This is a genomic window from Bacillus cereus group sp. N6, from assembly GCF_016483705.1.
Taxonomy (GTDB): Bacteria; Bacillota; Bacilli; order Bacillales; family Bacillaceae_G; genus Bacillus_A; species Bacillus_A wiedmannii.
In genome coordinates this window covers 13,800-33,434 of sequence record NZ_JAEHBI010000025.1, presented here as the reverse complement: position 1 = coordinate 33,434, position 19,635 = coordinate 13,800, and the positions used below count along the sequence as shown (strand labels likewise).

The window sequence follows — 19,635 nt, the reverse complement described above, 5'->3', positions numbered from 1 at the left end:
TTATGAATGTATTTACTTTCTATATCCTTATAGAAAGCTCCCCTTAAGAATCTCAATCACTCTTTCCACCCTAACACTCAATAAATAGGAAACCATTATCTTCATTTCTCCCGTAGTACGAATAGATAAAGATTAACTATTCATCGAATTTACATTATCAATTTAAATACATTATCACATTTATTAATAGGACTATGCACATTATTTTCTATTTCAAAAACAAAATGATAAAAATCTTTAGACTTGTTCACGCTTTCATTATACAACGAAAGGAAACCGTCTAAAAGACTAGACGGTTTCCAAAACGGAATTTTATTCTTACGCTTTACCGTTAGAACCGAATTCACGCATTTTACCAGCAACAGTTGCTTTAATAGCGTCGCGGCCAGGTCCAATATATTTACGAGGATCGTAAACTTCTTGGTCTTTGCTTAATGCTTCACGAACAGCTTTTGTAAACTCAATTTGGTTCTCAGTGTTTACGTTAATTTTTGAAGTACCTAAAGAAATAGCTTTTACGATATCAGCAGTTGGGATACCAGTACCACCGTGTAATACTAAAGGTACGCCAGTGAAGTCACGAACTTGTTCCATTTCAGCGAATCCTAAGTTAGGCTCACCTTTGTAAGGACCGTGTACAGAACCTAAAGCTGGAGCTAGGCAATCAATACCTGTTGCTTCAACAAGGTGCTTACACTCTGCTGGATCAGCGTAAATTACGCCTTCAGCGATGATGTCGTCTTCTTGTCCGCCAACTGTTCCAAGCTCAGCTTCAACAGATACGTTACGAGCGTGTGCGTATTCTACTACTTTTTTAGTAGTTTCAACGTTTTCTTCGAATGGGTGGTGAGAAGCGTCGATCATTACAGATGTGAAACCTGCATCGATTGCTTCTTTACATTTTTCGAAGCTTGAACCATGGTCAAGGTGAATCGCTACAGGAACAGTGATGTTCATTTCTTCGATTAAAGCTTTAACCATAGCTACAACTGTTTTGAAACCAGTCATATGACGAGCTGCACCCTCAGATACACCTAGGATTACAGGAGACTTTTCTTCTTCCGCAGCAGCTAAGATAGCTTGAGTCCACTCTAAGTTGTTCATGTTGAATTGACCAACTGCGTATTTTCCTTCTAGTGCTGTGTTTAGCATTTCTTTCATAGAAACTAAAGGCATGGTGAATCCTCCTAAAAAACGTTTTTTGTATCCGATAAGTTCTTATCGCTGGTAGTATGACCAGAATAAGGTAAAATATGTATATTTACATACCGGACTTTTTTCTACACTCAATAGGATAACAACTTGTACTCAAAAACTCAACCGTATTCACCTGCTCAATAGTCCATGTAAACGCTTTTTTCCATATTTTTTATAAAAAATTCATTTTTTACGCCTCTACAGCAAGCTGTTCTCTCACCGCTTGACGAATCTCATCAATATCAAACGGTTTAGCAAAGTGCATTAAAGCTCCTAAATCTTTCGCTTCTTGGATCATATCAAGCTCTCCATAAGCAGTCATTAAAATTACTTTAATACTCTCATCAATTTCCTTTACATGTTTTAAAATCTCTATACCATCCATACCTGGAATTTTCATATCTAACACTACTAAATCTGGATTATCTTTTTTCACGATATCTAAAGCTTGAAATCCATTCGCTGCTTGGAATGTCTGATAACCTTCTTTTTGGAACACTTCATGTAATAACACACGAATGCCATATTGATCATCAACGATTAAAATTTTACCTTCCATAACTCCCAACCTTTCTGTGTAAATACAAGATTTAAAGCTTCTTATATCTTAACGATTAATTTTCGCTATTCTTTGGCAAATTCCTTCCTATTCTTTCTTATTTTACCGTTTCCTATTTTGTTATGCTACCCTTCGATTTCACCTTTCTAAAAAAATAAACTATAATGAAAGCCGGTAAACACGTACGAAAGGGAGTAACATTATGTTAAAAATTTTTTCAACTCAATTAAGTGGTTATTTCTCCAGAGTTTCTCAAAAAGAAGAAATGAATATAGAAGATAGCGCCCGTCTACTTGCTCAAGCATTAGTTGGCGACGGTTTCATTTATTTACATGGTACAAATGAAATGGAGGGCGTTGTCGCTGAAGCATTATTCGGTGCTGAGCCAATGAAGCAAGCAAAACGATTATTTGAAAATGGTAAAGAAGTAGAAGTAACTTCTGCAGACCGTGTACTTCTTATTAGCCGTTTTTCAACAGATGAAGAAGTTGTAGCAATGGCAAAAAAACTTCAAGCTGATGGACACTCTATTGTCGGCATCTCTGCTATTCAAGAAGGTACTGAATCACTAGAACAATATACAGATGTACATATTGATACTAAGCTGTTAAAAGGCCTTATTCCAGACGATGAAGGCAATCGCTACGGATTCCCAAGTTTAATGATAGCTTTATTTGCATATCACGGGATCAAATTTACAATCGATGAAATGTTAAATGAATATTAAAAAAAGCGCCCTATTTCAGGCGCTTTTTTTATTACTTGCTCTCTTTATTCGTAATAGAAGCACTTACGAAGTCATGGAACAATGGTTGTGGACGGTTTGGACGAGATACAAGTTCTGGATGGAACTGTGCTGCCACGAACCAAGGGTGGTCTTTTAATTCAATGATTTCAACTAGACGACCGTCTGGGCTTGTACCAGAGAATACAAATCCTGCTTTTTCCATATCCGGACGGAATTGATTGTTGAACTCATAACGATGACGATGACGCTCATATACAACCGGCTCGTTGTAAGCATTGTAAGCATTTGTTTCTTCAGCAAGCTTACATGGGTATAGACCAAGACGAAGTGTGCCACCTAAGTCTTCTACATCTTTTTGTTCTGGTAATAAGTCAATGATTGCATAAGGTGTGTCAGGATTAATTTCAGAAGAGTTAGCTCCTTCTAATCCTAATACGTTACGTGCGAATTCGATTGATGCAAGTTGCATCCCTAGGCAAATTCCTAAGAATGGAACTTTGTTTTCACGAGCATATTGAATTGCAACGATTTTACCTTCTACACCACGATCGCCGAATCCACCAGGTACAAGGATACCATCTGTGTCACCAACTAATTCTTGTACGTTCTCTGGTGTTACGTGCTCAGCGTTTACCCATTTCACTTCTACATCTGTGTCGAATGAATAACCCGCATGACGAAGTGCTTCTACAACAGAAATATATGCATCTTGAAGCTCTACGTATTTACCAACAAGAGCAATTTTTGTTTTCTTAGAAAGGTTACGTACTTTATTAACTAGCGCAGTCCACTCTGTCATATCTGCAGCTGGATTGTCTAATTTTAAGTGATCGCAAACGATTTGGTCCATATTTTGCTCTTGAAGAGATAATGGAACCGCATATAAAGTATCTGCATCGCGTGCTTCGATAACTGCTTTTGTATCAATGTCACAGAATAATGCAAGCTTGTCTTTCATATCTTGAGAAACAGGCAATTCTGTACGAACAACGATAATATTTGGTTGAATACCTAAGCTGCGAAGCTCTTTAACGCTATGTTGCGTTGGTTTTGTTTTCATTTCACCCGCTGCTTTTAAGTACGGGATTAACGTACAGTGAATGTACATTACATTGTCACGACCGATGTCGCTCTTAATTTGACGGATTGCTTCTAAGAATGGTAGAGACTCGATGTCACCAACAGTTCCACCAATTTCTGTAATAACAACGTCCGCGTTTGTTTCGCGACCAGAACGGTATACACGCTCTTTAATTTCGTTAGTAATGTGAGGAATAACCTGAACTGTTCCTCCTAGGTATTCACCACGACGCTCTTTTTGAAGAACTGAAGAGTAAATTTTACCTGTTGTTACGTTGCTGTATTTGTTTAAGTTGATGTCGATGAAACGCTCATAGTGACCAAGGTCTAAATCAGTTTCTGCACCATCATCTGTTACGAATACCTCACCGTGTTGGTATGGGCTCATAGTCCCTGGGTCTACGTTAATGTATGGATCAAACTTTTGAATCGTTACGTTTAAACCACGATTTTTTAAAAGTCTTCCAAGAGATGCTGCTGTAATACCTTTTCCTAAAGACGATACTACACCGCCTGTTACAAAAATATACTTAGTCATGAAAAAGCTCCCTCCTATTTTGCTGTTATATAATCACCGTTGCAAAGCGCAACGTATGTAGATAACACTGTATCCATCTTATTGTTAGACTCTTTTTATTTTCTAAACAAAAAACAAAAAAGAAAATTGCTCCCCTCATCACATAAAGTAATAAGTAGGGAGCAATTTTCTTTTATATTTACACTTTAAAAGTATTATCGTCCTTTTTTAAAGAGCCCAAAAATGATTCTACATGGACGATAATGAAAAGTCAAGAACTACAGTTCTTCCTCTTCTTCTTCTTCAGCTTCAGCTTCATCGTACTCAAGTTCTTCTTCGGCGAAGTCATCGTCATCATCTTCATCTAAATCATCAAGATCATCGTCGTCTCCGTCTTCTTCTTCAAGAACCTTGTCCAAATCTTCTACCTCTTCTTCATTTGCGTCTGCATCGTCGAAGTCTTCATCTTCTTCGATGTAGTCGTCAAAACCGTCCTCTTCAACTTTACGTTTCTTCTTCGGTTTTGGCTGAGGTAAGATTTCTTCATCAATTTGCTCATATGGGTACCAGCTACGTAGTCCCCAACGATTTTCTCCTAAATTAATGAAACGTCCATCGATGTTTAAATCTGTATAAAATTGTGCGAGTTTCGCATTAACTTGCTCTTGAGATAGTCCCAGCACTTGAGCGATTTCTCGAACCAACTCGTTGAATGTCGTTGCTTGTCTTTTATCCCCTAAAACGCTATGTACAACTTCAATCATTGAACATTCTTTTAGCTCTTCTGGTGAATATTGCTTAAAATTCACTTATGCGGCACTTCCTTTCTTCAAATATAACCTTATATATAACGGTCTGCTTAAAAAAATCCATACTATTCATTATAAACAAAAGTCGCACAAATATGCTACAAAAAAAACGGGAAACTTTAATATGATAATAAAATTATAATTTGTCTATTCCTTATTTCGGAAACATATGCGCTCCTTGCAGTACATACCTAATTTGCATTTCTGTATATTCTTCAAGCGTATACAGTTTTTGCAGGGCCCAACGTCTAAATCCCCACATTTGTCCTTGTATGAAAATGTTATGTGCAAGAAGCTGTATCTCTTTTTTATTTAATGTAAATGTCCCATTTTCTGTACACTGCTCTAAAATATTCTCAAACATTCCGACCATTTGAAACTCTTTTTCTAATACATATGGGAGTGATTCTTTCGGTAAAAAACGTACCTCTTGATACATAATTAATACTTCTTCTTGCAATTCATCCATCACTTTAAAATAATTCTTTATCGCTATCTTTAAGCTTTCTATACTTCCCTTCTCTGTACACACTACTTCCTCTAATCTTTCTTTTACATGTTCATAAATACTATCACAAACTAAATATAAAACATCATCTTTTGTACGAATGTACTCATAAAGTGTTCCAATACTAAACCCAGCCGCCTTCGCAATCTCTCTCGTTGTTGTACGTGGGAACCCTTTTTGCTTAAACAATTGCACCGCACCTTTAATCATTTGTTCACGTCTTAACGCAACTAATTTTTCATCTTTCACGGACGCATGTACATTATGTTTAACCATCCCCTTCACCTCTCTCTATTATTTTTTGGAAGGAAAAAGCGTAGGAAAATACCTACGCCTTTTCTCCTACTTCGTTAACATACGAGAAATTACAAGCCTTTGAATCTCTTGTGTTCCCTCATAGATTTGTGTAATCTTTGCATCGCGCATATAACGCTCTACTGGATAATCTTTCGTATAACCGTAACCACCAAATACTTGTACCGCTTCAGTCGTCACCTTCATCACTGTATCGCCTGCAAATACCTTTGACATCGCTGACTCTTTCCCATACGGAAGCCCTTCCGATTCGAGCCAAGCCGCTTGGTATGTTAGAAGACGCGCCGCCTCCACATCCGTTGCCATATCTGCAAGTTTAAAGCCAATTCCTTGCTGCGCCGCAATAGGTTTCCCGAACTGATGACGCTCTCTTGCATACTCTACAGAAGCATCTAAAGCCCCTTGCGCAATACCGACTGCTTGCGCGGCAATACCATTACGGCCGCCATCTAATGTTTGCATCGCAACTTTAAATCCTTGGCCCTCTTCCCCTAGTAGGTTCTCTACAGGAATACGGCAATCTTCGAACATAATTTCAGTTGTTGGTGAAGAGCGAATCCCTAACTTGCTTTCCTTCTTCCCAACTGAAAATCCTCGTGTATCACTTTCCACAATAAACGCGCTCGTACCACGCTGCTTCGATTCGGGATCAGTTAACGCAAAAACAACATAAATATCAGCAATACCACCATTTGTAATAAAGATTTTCGATCCATTTAAAATGTAATGGTCTCCATCTCGTTTCGCAGTTGTCCTCATTCCACCAGCATCTGAACCAGAACTTGGCTCCGTTAAACCGTATGCACCAATTTTCGTTCCTTCTGCCATCGGTCGTAAAAACTTTTGCTTTTGTTCTTCCGTTCCAAATTTAAAAATTGGCCAACCAGCAAGTGAAGTGTGTGCAGACAGCGTTACACCTGTTGAAGCACAAACACGAGATAATTCTTCGATAGCAATTACATACGCTAAGTAATCGCTTCCAATTCCGCCGTATTCTTCAGGCCACGGAATGCCGGTTAAACCAAGCTCTGCCATTTTATCAAATAGTGCACGATCAAATCTCTCTTCTTCATCACGCTCAGCTGCCGTCGGTGCTACTTCGTTCTTAGCAAAATCCCGAACCATTTTTCTTATCATTTCATGTTCTTCTGATAGTTTAAAATGCATTCCCGTCTCCCCCTTGTCCTTTTATAAAGCTCGACTAATAACAAGTTTCTGTATCTCACTCGTTCCTTCATATATTTGCGTGATTTTCGCATCACGGAAAAATCGTTCTACCGGATAGTCTTTCGTATAACCGTAACCACCAAATACTTGCACCGCTTCAATCGCAACTTCAACAGCCGTCTTAGAAGCGAATAATTTCGCAATAGAAGCTTCTTTACCGCATGGTAATCCTTGCGCTCTTAGCGATGCCGCTCTGTATACAAGTAATCGCGCTGCTTCTACACTAGTCGCCATATCTGCAAGTTTGAATCCGATTCCTTGCTGCGCCGCAATTGGCTTGCCGAATTGCTCACGCTCTTTCGCATAATCAATCGCACATGCAAGCGCCGCTTCCGCGATTCCTAATGCCTGCGCTCCGATTCCAATTCGTCCAACATCTAAATTCGCCATTGCCACCTTAAATCCTTGTCCTTCTTCACCAAGTAAATTCTCGGCCGGCACTTTCATATCTTCAAACGTAAGTTGTACCGTGCGAGAACCAAGAAGTCCCATTTTATGCTCATCTTTGCCGATAACTAAGCCTGGTGTATCTTTCTCTACTATAAATGCAGAAATCCCACTTTTTCCTGCCTCTGGATTTGTAGAAGCGAATACAATGTATGTACTTGCTTCACCGCCATTTGTAATAAACACTTTCGATCCATTAATAATGTAGTGATCGCCTTTCTTTACAGCTCTTGATTTCAAACTCCCTGCATCTGATCCTGCATTTGGTTCTGTTAATGCAAATGCACCTAAACATTCACCAGTCGTAAGTTTAGAAACATATTTCTGCTTCTGTTCTTCTGTTCCAAAATATAAAATCGGGTTCATTCCAACTGACGTATGTACAGCTAAAATTACACCAACCGTTGCACTTACCTTTGAAATTTCCTCAATTGCTAAAATGTAAGAAATAAAATCCATTTCTGCCCCGCCATATTTTGCAGGCGCTGGAATACCCATTAGTCCAAGCTCACCCATCTTCTGCAAAATCTCTTTCGGGAACACCCCTTGTTCCATACTAGGAACAAAGGGAGCTATTTCCTTCTGCGCAAAATCTCGAACCATTTTTCTCATCATTTGTTGCTCTTCAGTAAAATGAAAGTTCATGTACTCCGCCTCCGTTTGCTATATATCTTTTTAATAATTTGGTAAGACCACTATTTTAATAAAAGGAGGACTTTATTCGTAAACGTAGAAACCACGGCCTGTTTTACGTCCTAACCATCCTGCGTTCACATACTTGCGTAATAATGGACATGGGCGATATTTACTATCTCCTAATCCTTCATGCAACACTTCCATAATGTATAAACATGTATCTAAACCGATAAAATCAGCTAATGTAAGTGGTCCCATCGGATGATTCATACCTAGTTTCATTACTTCATCAATCGCTTCTTTCGTCGCTACACCTTCATATAACGTATAGATCGCTTCGTTAATCATCGGTAATAAAATACGGTTCGATACAAATCCTGGGAAATCATTTACTTCAACTGGCACTTTCCCGATTTTTTTCGTAATATCTTCAATTGTTTCGTACACTTCATCATCTGTAGCTAAACCACGAATAATTTCAACAAGTTTCATAACTGGAACTGGATTCATAAAATGCATGCCGATTACTTTTTCTGGGCGTTTCGTTACTGCTGCAATTTCAGTAATTGGTAGAGAGGACGTATTCGTCGCTAAAATTGCGTGTTCTGGAGCGATTTCATCTAGATTCGCGAAAATTTTCTTTTTAATGTCCATTTTCTCAACAGCCGCTTCAATAACAAGATCCGCTTCCTTCACACAATCTAAATCAAGCGTTACTGTAAGGCGATTTAACGTCGCTTCCTTTTCTTCTTCCTTCATGCGCCCTTTTTCTACTTGACGCGCTAAGTTTTTCGTAATGATAGCCAATCCTCTGTCTAATTGCTCTTGTTTTAAATCTTGTACCTTCACATCATATCCTGCCATTGCACATACTTGTGCGATTCCCGAACCCATTTGTCCTGCACCAATTACAACTATTTTTTGTACACCCATTCTTTCTTCCCCCTTAATGTAAATTGTTAATAAATCAAAAATCACCTACACGTAAATTAACAAACTTCAATCATAATTGCGTCACCTTGACCGCCACCGCTACAAATAGAAGCAATTCCAATTCCGCCGCCGCGCTGCTTCAGTGCGTGGATAAGTGTAACGATAATACGCGCTCCACTTGCTCCAATTGGATGTCCCATTGCCACTGCGCCGCCATTTACATTCAATTTATCTGGGTCAATTCCTGCAATCTCTGTACTTGCAATTGCTACCGCTGCAAATGCTTCATTAATCTCGAATAAATCGATATCTTCAATTGTCTTGCCTGTTTTTTTCAACAATTCGTTAATTGCATAACCTGGCGTTCTTGGGAAATCTTTAGACTCCACTGCAATTGCTGTATGTGCCAAAATTGTCGCTAATGGCTTTCTTCCTTCTTGCTTCGCTCTGTCTTCGCTCATTAATACGAGCGCAGCACCGCCATCATTTAGTCCAGGAGCATTACCCGCTGTCACTGCCGACGTCTTATCAAATACAGGTTTTAATTTCGCTAATTTTTCAATCGTTGTATCCGCGCGTGGCGCCTCATCTTTTGCAACGACAATAGGATCGCCTTTTCTTTGCGGAATCGTTACTGGCACGATTTCCTCTTCAAAACGTCCTTCTTTATGCGCTGAAACCGCACGCTGATGGCTACGATATGCCCATTCATCTTGCGCTTCGCGAGAAATTCCATCTTCCTTCGCAACTTCTCCGCCATAAACACCCATGTGTATACCTGAAAATGCGCATGTCAAGCCGTCAGCAACGTTTAAATCGATGATTTCGTTGTTCCCCATTCTGTATCCCCATCTTGCACCTCGTAAAATGTAAGGACTGTTACTCATCGACTCCATACCGCCAGCTACAATTAGTGATTGATCGCCAGTACGAATAATTTGATCCGCTAACGTAACCGCACGAAGCCCTGATGCACAAACTTTATTCACTGTTTCCGTCTGTACTTCCCAAGGGATTCCAGCAGCCCTCGCAGCTTGGCGCGATGGAATTTGCCCCTGTCCCCCTTGAATAACTGTTCCAAATATAACTTCCTCAACATCACTAGCAGAAACATTTGCTCTCTCAAGCGCTGCTTTAATTGCAATTCCCCCAAGTTCTGTCGCCTTCACGTCTTTTAAAGATCCTCCAAATTTCCCAACCGGTGTTCTTGCAGCACTTAAAATAACTGTTTTACTCATATCTATTTCCCCCATCTCTTTTTTTAGCACCGAGCGCTCGCTCGGTGTTCTTACGTTGAGAAGAGGTGCAATGATTGCACCTCTCTCTAAAGTTGTATTCATGCTTGCAGATTACATCGCTTCTTTCTTCTGTCCGATAACAGAGCGTTCTAAAATCTCTGTTACATCAAGAGTTTGAACCTTCTCTTCTACTTCTTTCGCTTTCGTCCCATCGCTAATCATCGTTAAGCAATATGGACAACCTGTACCGATAATGGATGGTTGCACAGCTAGTGCTTGTTCTGTACGAGCAACGTTAATACGTGAACCTGCTGTCTCTTCCATCCACATTAAGCCACCACCTGCGCCACAACACATTCCGGTTTCACGGTTACGTGCTATTTCTACAAGATTCACACCAGGAATTGCTTTCAAAATATCGCGTGGCGCTTCGTATACTTCGTTGTATCTTCCCAAGTAACAGGAATCATGGTACGTAACTGTTTCCTCAATAGCGTGAACAGGTTTTAAGCGTCCTTCTTTCACCCACTGAGCTAACAATTCTGTATGATGATAGACTTCTGCTTGCAAGCCAAAGTCTGGATACTCATTTTTAAATGTGTTATAAGCGTGAGGATCAATCGTAACGATTTTCTTCACTCCTGCTTTTTCAAATTCCTCGATATTCTTTGTCGCCATCTCTTGGAAGACAAATTCATTTCCAAGACGTCGCGGTGTATCTCCAGAATTCTTTTCTTTATTACCAAGTATCGCGAATGAAATGCCTGCTTCGTTCATTAACTTCGCAAATGATATCGCAATCTTCTGACTACGATTATCATATGATCCCATTGAACCAACCCAGAATAAATATTCGAACTCCTCGCCAGCTTTCGATTTTTCTTTTACAGTTGGAACCGTTACTTCATCATCACCTTGGCGCCAAGTTTCACGCTCTTTACGATTCAGTCCCCACGGATTCCCTTGACGCTCGATATTTGTCATCGCACGCTGCGCTTCCGCGTCCATCTTTCCTTCTGTTAGAACGAGATAGCGGCGTAAATCAATAATTTTGTCAACATGCTCATTCATAACCGGACACTGATCTTCACAGTTACGGCACGTTGTACAAGCCCAAATCTCTTCCTCTGTAATAACATCTCCGATTAAACTCGGATCGTAAGCAAGCGTTGTAGCTGCTGATTCTTGTTGCCCTTTCCCAGCTGCCATCATCGCTAACTGATTTCCTTGTGTATTATTAAAAGCAACTACTGGAACCCACGGTGCTTTTGATGTCACTGCTGCTCCTTTATCAGTTAAATGATCGCGAAGTTTTAAAATTAAATCCATCGGCGATAACATTTTCCCTGTCCCTGTTGCCGGGCACATATTTGTACAGCGACCACACTCTACGCAAGCGTATAAATCAATAAGCTGATTTTGTCTAAAGTCTTCGATTTTACCAACACCAAATGTTTCTTGCGTTTCATCTTCAAAGTCAATCTTTTCAAGTTTCCCTGGATTTGAAAGACGTCCGAAGAAAACGTTAACTGGTCCCGCAATTAAATGCGCGTGTTTTGATTGTGGAACATACACTAAAAACGTTAACAAAATTAGTAGATGCACCCACCAAGAGAAATAGAACACAGAAATGGCTGCGGTTTCATTTATTCCCGAGAAAACGTAAGCGATTGCAGAAGCGATCGGTTCACTCCATGAAAGCTCCTCGCCGTGCCATATAATTCCCATCCCATTACCGAGTAGCACAGAAATCATTAAGCCACCAATAAAGATAAGAACAAGGCCTGATTTGAAATTACGTTTTAAACGAACTAGCTTCTCAACATAACGTCTATGAAAAGCCCAAAAGACTGCAATTAAAATAACAAGTGTGACAATTTCCTGGAAGAATGTAAATGCAGGGTATAGTGGTCCAAGTGGAAGATGTGATCCTGGTGCGAGTCCTTTCCAAACGAAGTCAATTGCTCCAAATTGGACAAGAATAAATCCGTAAAAGAACATAACGTGAATAATGCCGCTCTTCTTATCTTTCAGCAGCTTTTTCTGACCGAAAACATTGACCTTAAGGAGATCCCAACGCTCTTTAAAACGACGGTCAAATTCAATCTTTTTTCCTAACTGTATGTAGGCCATCCTCGTCCGTATAAGATACACAAACAAATATCCCGCATAAGCAATAACAGCAATGGCAGCCAGCCAATTAATGATCAGTAAGCTATTCATTTTTATGCTACCCCTCTCTTTGTAAGCTCTCTTTCTTTTTTAGAATCTTCAAAAACATATAATTTTCTGAATTTCATCCCCTGTCTTCATTATATAATGAGTGAGCATTCAGTCAACAGTTTTTTGTTATACAACAACATATTTTTTAATAAAGCTGTTTATTTCGGTGAAACTATAAAGTGAAACTTTAATCCGTAGGGGGTTGTTTCCTCTCGCCTGATTCCTTTAAGTAAGCCTAATTTTTAAGTAGGAGGCTTACCGCCCCTTAATATAGGATAAGGTGAAGCCAATCGGGATTTTCCGGGCAGCCAGTAAAATGAAGGCGAAAAGAATGCAAAGGAGGGAATTCACTTATGTTCTTCTTATCTCTCTTGTTAATATGCGTTACTCTTTGGATCACAATTGACCTTTTATATGGGAGAATTCTTCATTTAAAGCGTGTGCGCTCTCGTACTTTCCCTTTACGTCAAAGTAATTTTCACCTTTATACATACGGGCAAGATTTATATGATGCTTTATTTACTGATATACAACAAGCAAGGCACCATGTGCACGTTTTATTCTTCATTGTAAAAAACGATAAAATCAGTCGTGAATTTTTAAAGTTACTTATCGATAAGGCACAGGAAGGAATTGAAGTAAGACTTTTACTCGATCGATTGGGAAGCCATTATTTATCAAACGAGGCAATCCGTTCCCTACAAAAACACGGCGTCTCTTTTTCATTTTGTCATAAAGTGAAATTTCCTTTTCCGCTCTTTTCTGCAAATCAAAGAAACCATAGAAAAATTACAGTTATTGACGGGAAAATTGGTTATATTGGTGGGTTTAATATTGGAGAAGAATATTTAGGGCATAATCAAAAATTAGGATTATGGCGCGATTATCATTTACGCCTTACAGGAGAAGGAATACAAGATTTACAAAAGCAATTTTTACATGATTGGCTCGACGATACGAACCAAAATTTATTAGATTCACCTCTTTATTTTCCTAAGCAACAACCAGGAATCATTCTACATCGTTTTATCCCTACTGATGGTGCCTATTTGCAAAATACATTTTTACATTTAATCGAAAGTGCGGAAAAAGAACTCTTTATCGGTACACCATATTTCATTCCTGGGAAGAAAATTATGAATGCATTATTAAAAGCGCGAAAACGTGGGGTCCAAATCACGGTTCTCGTTCCAGAAAAAGCAGATCACGCCCTTGTTCGCGAAGCAAAATTCCCATATTGCCGAAAGTTAATACAAGCTGGGTGTAATATTTACGCATTTCAACAAGGTTTTTTTCACGCTAAAGTTATTATAGTCGATGATTATATTTGTGATATTGGAACTGCAAACTTTGATATGAGAAGTTTATATATTAACCATGAAATCAACTGCCTTTTATATGATAAACATTTTATACAAACAGTAAAAAACAAATTCCATGAAGATCTAGAAAATGCGTCATTACTTTCCTTTAAAGATGTTAGCCCGCATTCTCTTATTGATAGGGGAAAAGAATGGGTAGGAACGATACTTGCTTTCTTTCTATAGGAAAGATAATGGATAAAGGAGATGTATTCATTATGATTATGCGTTTCGGATATGTCTCACATGCAATGGCACTCTGGGACTGTTCTCCGGCTAAAACGATGACATTTACAAGCTTTCAAAAGCTTAATAAACAAGAACGAGAAGATAAATTATACGATGTTACACGGCAAAATCTCGAGCATACAATACGTATTCTTCATTACAATATAGCGCATGAAATTCCATTATATCGCTTATCTTCTTCCATCGTCCCACTTGCAACGCATCCCGAAGTCGAGTTTGATTATATCGGTGCATTTACACCGTTTTGGCGTAAAATTGGGGCATTAATTAAAGAACACAATTTACGAGTAAGTTTTCATCCAAATCAATTTACGCTATTTACAAGCGACAAGCCACATATTACAACTAACGCTATTACAGATATGGCCTATCATTATAAAGTATTAGATGCAATAGGAATTGCAGATTCTTCTTATATTAACATCCATGTAGGTGGTGCCTATGGAAATAAAGAACAAGCAGTTGGACGTTTCCATGAAAACATAAAAAAACTTCCTGCACATATAAAAGAGCAAATGACGCTTGAAAATGATGATAAAACATATACAACTGCTGAAACTTTATCGATTTGCCAAAAAGAAAAGATTCCATTCGTATTTGATTATCATCATCACATGGCAAACCTTTGCGAGGAACCGCTAGAAGTGTTACTCCCTGCAATTTTTGAAACTTGGTCACATACAAATGTCCCTCCTAAAGTTCACATTTCCTCCCCTAAATCAAAAAAAGAATTTAGGGCTCACTCTGAATATATTGATTTAGAGTTTATTAAGCCTTTCTTACACATTGCAAAAAAAATCAACCATAATTTCGATATTATGATTGAAAGTAAACAGAAAGATTTAGCAATGCTGCAATTAATACATGAATTATCCTCTATAAGAGGGATAAAAAGAGTAAATAGCTCAACATTACAATGGTAAATTGTAATGTTGAGCTATTTTTTTCAAAAAAAGTAATTTTTATAGTAAAAAACAACCTATTGTATATGCTATGATTGGAATTAGCATTTTCCACCTGCGATTCAACTTTATTGAAACGGAGCCATAATATGATTAATCAAAAAAAATATGTACACTTTGTCACGATGTATATAATTATATTTTCCCTTTGGATATTTCTTATCCCTAAGGACTTGAATATAAAAGAAATTGGAATTCTCTTCTTATTTTGTTTTGCTGCACTCTTTTCTTGCTATTGCTTATATAAAGCTATTAAGAAAATGAAGCGTAGTGATAAATTATTTTGGGTTTTATTACTCTGCACTTGCATATGCGGACTAACTATGGAAATAACTTTATTCCTTCATTCACTTTCTATATATGATCAAGTCATATTCTCATATAAGGCATTGCCCTTTTTCATCATACAATATATTTTGCTCTTTTCTGGGTTTGCTATCAAATTCATAAAACATTACTCTATTAGAGGCCTTGCTCAATTTTCATTCGATAGCATCTTTATTGTTATTATGAATATTTATTTTACCTTAACTTTTATTTTGGACCTCTCAAGCTTTCGTATGTTAACAACAGATCACTGGGTTTTAATTGGATACTTTATTGCACAAGCATTAGTAATTTACGCCGTTATTAGCCTATATAGACGAGAACAATATTCTGCTAGCAGAATTTCATTAATTATCGGTTTTACTATCATACTTGTGTACGGGTATATACATCTGTTCCAACTAAACATGGGGATGAAAACTTCTTCTGAAGTCTCTTATTTAGTACATACTGCTTCAATTTTATTAATTGGTTTATCTTCCATACTATACATTTTGGACAAACCAATGCAGCATGAAACGAAAACAAAGTATTATCGATTTGATTATGTGCGCTTTATATTACCCTATTTCAGTATAATCATTACTTTTTCCTTTATTCTTATTCAACCTTGGGATGATAAGTTCATGCTAATCGGTCTAGTATTATCACTCATCTTATTATTCCTACGACAACTTTACATGTGGAAAGATAATCAAGCACTAATCGATACATATGAACAGTTGACTACACAACTAGAAGGCAAAGTAGAAGAGGGTGCATCTGCGTTATCAAAGAGTGAACAACGCTATAAATCATTATTCGAAGATCATCCTGATGCCGTTTTCTCTTTAAATATGGATGGTATTTTCCAACAATCTAATACAGCTTGTGAAAGCTTATTTACTGCCTACTATTGTGAAGTAGAAAGCTATTCTCTTCTACACTTTATTGACTCAAAAGACCATGATCTACTAAAGAAAGCTTTACAAATAACAAAAGAAGGTAGACCACAAACTTTAGAAGTTCGCACAAAAGAAAAAGAAGGCTATTACTATTACCTTCACGTTACACTCATCCCTACTTTCATAAACAAAGAAGTTGTTGGGATGTTCGGCATAGCACGTGATATTACAACTTTATATGAAAAACAAAAACAAGTAGAACATTTAGCCTTTCATGATGCACTGACTGGATTACCAAATCGCCGAAAGTTTGAAAAAGATTTAAAGAACATTTTAAATATAGCTCAAACTAGCGCAAATGATGTTGCCGTCATGTTCCTTGATTTAGATCGATTCAAAAAAATTAACGATAGACTTGGTCACGACGTCGGAGATCTATTATTAATTGAAGTAGCAAAAAGGTTACGCAGTTGCTTGCGTTCGAAGGATATCGTTGCTCGCCAAGGCGGAGATGAGTTTACAATTCTATTACCAGATATGTACTCAGAAAAAAGTGCTGCTTTTATAGCTGAACAAATTTTAACCATTTTAAACAAACCATTCTTCATTAAAGACGAAGAACTATCTATTACACCGAGTATCGGTATTGCCATGTATCCTGATTACGGAACCGATGTTACTGAATTAATGAAAAATGCCGATATGGCTATGTATCGCGCGAAAGCAAATGGGAAAAACAGATTTGTTTTCTTCTCAAAAGAAATGAGTATCGCCCAAAATGAAATTCAATTCTTAGAAGGCGAACTTGCAAAAGCATTACAACAAAATGAATTTTTCCTTGAATATCAGCCACAAGTAAGTACGAAAACAAAACAAATTATCGGTTTTGAAGCATTAATTCGTTGGAAGCACCCAAAACTCGGCATCGTGTCTCCTGCCCAATTCATTCCTCTAGCGGAGGAAACCGGATTTATTATTGAACTTGGAAATTGGATTTTACGTACGGCTTGCTTAGAGGCAAAAAGATGGCATAATCAAGGGTTTTCTCACTTAAAAGTTGGTGTGAATTTATCTGTTGTTCAATTTAACCATGCAGATTTAATCCCTACTATTTCAAAAGTGTTAGAAGAAACCGAACTAAAATCAGAAGCACTAGATATCGAAATCACAGAAAGTATCGCAATTAATCAAAATCAATCTGTCATTTCCAAACTAGAACAGCTTCAAAATCTCGGTATTCAAATTTCAATCGATGACTTTGGAACTGGTTATAGTTCTTTAGCTTATTTAACAAAATACCCAATCAACACATTAAAAATTGCTCGAGAGTTTATTTGCGGAATTACAAATAGTCCTTTAGAGGAAGCGATTATCTCCTCCATCATTACACTATCTAAAGAACTAAATTTAGAAGTTATTGCAGAAGGTGTAGAGACGGAAGAACAATGGAAGTTTTTATATGAACAAAACTGTGACCACATTCAAGGATTCCTTATTAGCAAGCCTGTTTCTAGTAAAGACGTTTGGATGCTACTACACAAAAAAACAACCGTCTAAGTAAGACGGTTGTTTTTTAATATTCATAAGGTACTTCTCCAGCTAATTGTACCTCTTGATTATTGTGAGAAATTATTTGACTTTTCTCTAATGCTGTATCTCCTAATGAAATACCCCATGCCATCGCTAACGTTAATAGACTACCAATAAGTAGTTTCTTCATATTCCATCACCCGCATTTTTTTATTTAAATATATCATGAAAATTTATCCATACATTATGCAATTATGCATATTTATTTTTTAGATCTTTTTTATTTCTTCATTTTTTTCATAAGTGATTCTTTTAATGTATGGTTTCCTAATATATCAAAAAAGAAACACGCTTTTTCATAAGCATCTTCAATTTCCGCTCTATCACACCCTAGCTTTGCTAGGCATTCACCTTTTCGAAAGTATAACTGTCCAATTAATGTCATACTATTAATTTGGCACGATAGTTCAATAGCTTTATTTGCGTGGCAAAGCGCTTCTTCGTATTGATTATCTGAGAATAATGCTTTTGCATGATTATGTCTCACCTTCACATCAAATTCTTTATTATCATGCAATGTCTCTAATTGTTTTAATATATTTTCAAATAAATCAATACCCTTCTTCAAATAACCATTTTCAGCATAAATATTTGCAATTGCGTTTTCAATATAAAGATTCTGATATACATCTATTCCTACCAATTGTTGATTGAGCAATTTCTTTAATTCTAAAATACAATATTCATAATCGATTTTTTTTAATATGTAAGCAGCTACATAATATTGCCATTGAAGAAATTGCTGAAGCTCGGGATGATATTCTTCCTTTTTCAACTCATTGCATACCCTATTATAAATTTCTTTATATTTCTTTTGCTTACAAAGCATAATAATTTGATCTTTTAACTGCTTATTCCTCTCAATATCAGAATAAATGAGTACCTCATAAAAATGAATAATGGGAACTTGTAATTTTGCTGCAATACCTTGCAATATATCCATACTTGGGTATACCGCGCCTGATTCAATTCGGCTCACTTCCGATTGATGACATATGTTCTCGGATAACTGTTTTTGTGTTAATCCCCTCATTACCCTAATTTTCTTAATTTCACTTCCTAATTTTTCTGCGTGCATACTTACTCACCATCCATTATAACAATATAATTTGTTAAGTTGTCATACCACTACAATAATGTGAATTCGACAATTTTTGACATGAAATAATGCATAATATATATAAAATTCGGCAAATTCTTCATACAATTCGTCTCACATACAATAATAGATTAGTGGTTTTATAGATAAATTATAGAAAATTCGCCCGTGCCTTCGTTACATTCGGTTTTTTTTCCTTTATTAGCAGTAGCAGAAGTTATTCACACCCAAGAATTAGACAGAAATAAAGTAAAATTTGAAATTACTTAGCCTAATTTAACGCTTAAAAAATTACACAACCTCAAAATGATACGAAAAAATATGCTGAAAAAGTATTTAAAAGGTGAGATAAATGAGGCGAAAGCTCAACAAAAGTGAATGACAACTGAAATGAATGTAGATTCCCAACCTACAAATAAAGCAACAAAAGAAAATCAAACCGAAGCTCGCCTTGCACAAACATATAAACACTATAAAGTATATGGCCAAGATCTTATTGTAAAAGTAGATAAAAATGGAGTAATCACAACTGTTAGTGGTAAAGTTATCCAAAACTTAAATCAACAACCTAATCTTACTATAACAAATTTTTTGTCGAAAAATGAAGTAAAATCTAAATTACACGATATACTTCAAATTCTGAGCGATGCGACTGTGACAAAACTCTCTATTGAAATACTTGTTTATAAGAAAAAAGAAGCTTACCACTCATAGGTAAACTTCTTT

Annotated in this window: 17 protein-coding genes; 5 read left to right on the top strand and 12 right to left on the bottom strand. The window is 37.1% G+C overall.

The annotated features are described in order from the left end of the window. Positions 1 to 318 precede the first annotated feature (318 nt). Both JDS99_RS17750 and spo0F read right to left on the bottom strand, forming a co-directional pair. Complete coding sequence (locus JDS99_RS17750) at positions 319 to 1,176, bottom strand: class II fructose-bisphosphate aldolase (protein WP_001131858.1); 858 nt, start codon at positions 1,174 to 1,176, stop codon at positions 319 to 321. 211 nt (positions 1,177 to 1,387) lie between these two features. Then, complete coding sequence (gene spo0F / locus JDS99_RS17745; RefSeq protein WP_000398593.1) at positions 1,388 to 1,756, bottom strand: sporulation initiation phosphotransferase Spo0F; 369 nt, start codon at positions 1,754 to 1,756, stop codon at positions 1,388 to 1,390. Positions 1,757 to 1,958: 202 nt separating this feature from the next. On the opposite strand from spo0F, the gene JDS99_RS17740 reads away from it, so the two are divergent. Beyond that, positions 1,959 to 2,483 (top strand): DUF2529 domain-containing protein, encoded by a 525-nt coding sequence (locus JDS99_RS17740; protein ID WP_000912405.1) that lies wholly within the window; start codon positions 1,959 to 1,961, stop codon positions 2,481 to 2,483. A 31-nt stretch (positions 2,484 to 2,514) separates the two neighbouring features. Here JDS99_RS17740 and pyrG read toward each other — a convergent pair whose 3' ends face one another. The 8 genes from pyrG to JDS99_RS17700 all read right to left on the bottom strand — a co-directional run bounded on the left by pyrG (position 2,515) and on the right by JDS99_RS17700 (position 12,437). Next, entirely contained in the window at positions 2,515 to 4,122 is a 1,608-nt protein-coding gene (gene pyrG / locus JDS99_RS17735; RefSeq protein WP_000170450.1) for a CTP synthase, read from the bottom strand. Between the two features lie 257 nt (positions 4,123 to 4,379). Then, on the bottom strand, positions 4,380 to 4,910 hold the full coding sequence (gene rpoE, locus JDS99_RS17730; RefSeq protein WP_048542705.1) for a DNA-directed RNA polymerase subunit delta: 531 nt from the start codon (positions 4,908 to 4,910) through the stop codon (positions 4,380 to 4,382). A 154-nt stretch (positions 4,911 to 5,064) separates the two neighbouring features. Continuing rightward, positions 5,065 to 5,694 (bottom strand): TetR/AcrR family transcriptional regulator, encoded by a 630-nt coding sequence (locus tag JDS99_RS17725; protein WP_048542708.1) that lies wholly within the window; start codon positions 5,692 to 5,694, stop codon positions 5,065 to 5,067. 66 nt (positions 5,695 to 5,760) lie between these two features. Further along, positions 5,761 to 6,900, bottom strand: coding sequence for an acyl-CoA dehydrogenase AcdA (gene acdA / locus JDS99_RS17720; RefSeq protein WP_199695443.1), 1,140 nt, complete (start codon positions 6,898 to 6,900; stop codon positions 5,761 to 5,763). Between the two features lie 21 nt (positions 6,901 to 6,921). Next, on the bottom strand, positions 6,922 to 8,052 hold the full coding sequence (locus JDS99_RS17715) for an acyl-CoA dehydrogenase (RefSeq protein ID WP_199695442.1): 1,131 nt from the start codon (positions 8,050 to 8,052) through the stop codon (positions 6,922 to 6,924). A gap of 72 nt (positions 8,053 to 8,124) precedes the next feature. Beyond that, entirely contained in the window at positions 8,125 to 8,976 is an 852-nt protein-coding gene (locus JDS99_RS17710; protein ID WP_000538863.1) for a 3-hydroxybutyryl-CoA dehydrogenase, read from the bottom strand. A gap of 56 nt (positions 8,977 to 9,032) precedes the next feature. Continuing rightward, the gene (locus JDS99_RS17705) at positions 9,033 to 10,316 is read right to left on the bottom strand and encodes an acetyl-CoA C-acetyltransferase (protein WP_098857983.1); all 1,284 of its coding nucleotides are present in this window, start codon (positions 10,314 to 10,316) and stop codon (positions 9,033 to 9,035) included. A gap of 9 nt (positions 10,317 to 10,325) precedes the next feature. Then, positions 10,326 to 12,437 (bottom strand): (Fe-S)-binding protein, encoded by a 2,112-nt coding sequence (locus JDS99_RS17700; RefSeq protein WP_199695441.1) that lies wholly within the window; start codon positions 12,435 to 12,437, stop codon positions 10,326 to 10,328. A 353-nt stretch (positions 12,438 to 12,790) separates the two neighbouring features. Here JDS99_RS17700 and cls point away from each other — a divergent pair, with 353 nt between their 5' ends. The 3 genes from cls (at position 12,791) to JDS99_RS17685 (ending at position 17,777) form a co-directional block, all read left to right on the top strand. Then, positions 12,791 to 13,984 (top strand): cardiolipin synthase, encoded by a 1,194-nt coding sequence (gene cls / locus JDS99_RS17695; RefSeq protein WP_098857981.1) that lies wholly within the window; start codon positions 12,791 to 12,793, stop codon positions 13,982 to 13,984. 32 nt (positions 13,985 to 14,016) lie between these two features. Further along, positions 14,017 to 14,970 carry a UV DNA damage repair endonuclease UvsE gene (gene uvsE / locus JDS99_RS17690; RefSeq protein WP_141542779.1) on the top strand — a complete coding sequence of 318 codons (954 nt, stop codon included), beginning with the start codon at positions 14,017 to 14,019 and terminating at the stop codon, positions 14,968 to 14,970. A 128-nt stretch (positions 14,971 to 15,098) separates the two neighbouring features. After that, a complete protein-coding gene (locus JDS99_RS17685) occupies positions 15,099 to 17,777 on the top strand; it encodes a DUF4084 domain-containing protein (protein WP_088608227.1) in 2,679 nt (892 codons plus the stop codon). Between the two features lie 16 nt (positions 17,778 to 17,793). Here the strand turns inward: JDS99_RS17685 and JDS99_RS17680 are convergent, their stop codons facing one another. Continuing rightward, positions 17,794 to 17,940, bottom strand: coding sequence for a quorum-sensing peptide PapR (locus JDS99_RS17680; RefSeq protein ID WP_097889520.1), 147 nt, complete (start codon positions 17,938 to 17,940; stop codon positions 17,794 to 17,796). Positions 17,941 to 18,030: 90 nt separating this feature from the next. Next, entirely contained in the window at positions 18,031 to 18,888 is an 858-nt protein-coding gene (locus JDS99_RS17675) for a helix-turn-helix domain-containing protein (protein WP_097889519.1), read from the bottom strand. 411 nt (positions 18,889 to 19,299) lie between these two features. On the opposite strand from JDS99_RS17675, the gene JDS99_RS17670 reads away from it, so the two are divergent. Next, the gene (locus JDS99_RS17670) at positions 19,300 to 19,623 is read left to right on the top strand and encodes a bacillolysin (protein WP_141542778.1); all 324 of its coding nucleotides are present in this window, start codon (positions 19,300 to 19,302) and stop codon (positions 19,621 to 19,623) included. Positions 19,624 to 19,635 lie beyond the last annotated feature (12 nt).

What these genes read in the sequence shown, in the direction of transcription:
- JDS99_RS17750 (WP_001131858.1), bottom strand. Translation starts at nt 1,176, where the DNA reads ATGCCTTTAGTTTCTATGAAAGAAATGCTAAACACAGCACTAGAAGGA.
- spo0F (WP_000398593.1), bottom strand. Translation starts at nt 1,756, where the DNA reads ATGGAAGGTAAAATTTTAATCGTTGATGATCAATATGGCATTCGTGTG.
- JDS99_RS17740 (WP_000912405.1), top strand. Translation starts at nt 1,959, where the DNA reads ATGTTAAAAATTTTTTCAACTCAATTAAGTGGTTATTTCTCCAGAGTT.
- pyrG (WP_000170450.1), bottom strand. Translation starts at nt 4,122, where the DNA reads ATGACTAAGTATATTTTTGTAACAGGCGGTGTAGTATCGTCTTTAGGA.
- JDS99_RS17725 (WP_048542708.1), bottom strand. Translation starts at nt 5,694, where the DNA reads ATGGTTAAACATAATGTACATGCGTCCGTGAAAGATGAAAAATTAGTT.
- acdA (WP_199695443.1), bottom strand. Translation starts at nt 6,900, where the DNA reads ATGCATTTTAAACTATCAGAAGAACATGAAATGATAAGAAAAATGGTT.
- JDS99_RS17715 (WP_199695442.1), bottom strand. Translation starts at nt 8,052, where the DNA reads ATGAACTTTCATTTTACTGAAGAGCAACAAATGATGAGAAAAATGGTT.
- JDS99_RS17710 (WP_000538863.1), bottom strand. Translation starts at nt 8,976, where the DNA reads ATGGGTGTACAAAAAATAGTTGTAATTGGTGCAGGACAAATGGGTTCG.
- JDS99_RS17705 (WP_098857983.1), bottom strand. Translation starts at nt 10,316, where the DNA reads ATGAATACAACTTTAGAGAGAGGTGCAATCATTGCACCTCTTCTCAAC.
- JDS99_RS17700 (WP_199695441.1), bottom strand. Translation starts at nt 12,437, where the DNA reads ATGAATAGCTTACTGATCATTAATTGGCTGGCTGCCATTGCTGTTATT.
- cls (WP_098857981.1), top strand. Translation starts at nt 12,791, where the DNA reads ATGTTCTTCTTATCTCTCTTGTTAATATGCGTTACTCTTTGGATCACA.
- uvsE (WP_141542779.1), top strand. Translation starts at nt 14,017, where the DNA reads ATGATTATGCGTTTCGGATATGTCTCACATGCAATGGCACTCTGGGAC.
- JDS99_RS17685 (WP_088608227.1), top strand. Translation starts at nt 15,099, where the DNA reads ATGATTAATCAAAAAAAATATGTACACTTTGTCACGATGTATATAATT.
- JDS99_RS17680 (WP_097889520.1), bottom strand. Translation starts at nt 17,940, where the DNA reads ATGAAGAAACTACTTATTGGTAGTCTATTAACGTTAGCGATGGCATGG.
- JDS99_RS17675 (WP_097889519.1), bottom strand. Translation starts at nt 18,888, where the DNA reads ATGCACGCAGAAAAATTAGGAAGTGAAATTAAGAAAATTAGGGTAATG.
- JDS99_RS17670 (WP_141542778.1), top strand. Translation starts at nt 19,300, where the DNA reads ATGAATGTAGATTCCCAACCTACAAATAAAGCAACAAAAGAAAATCAA.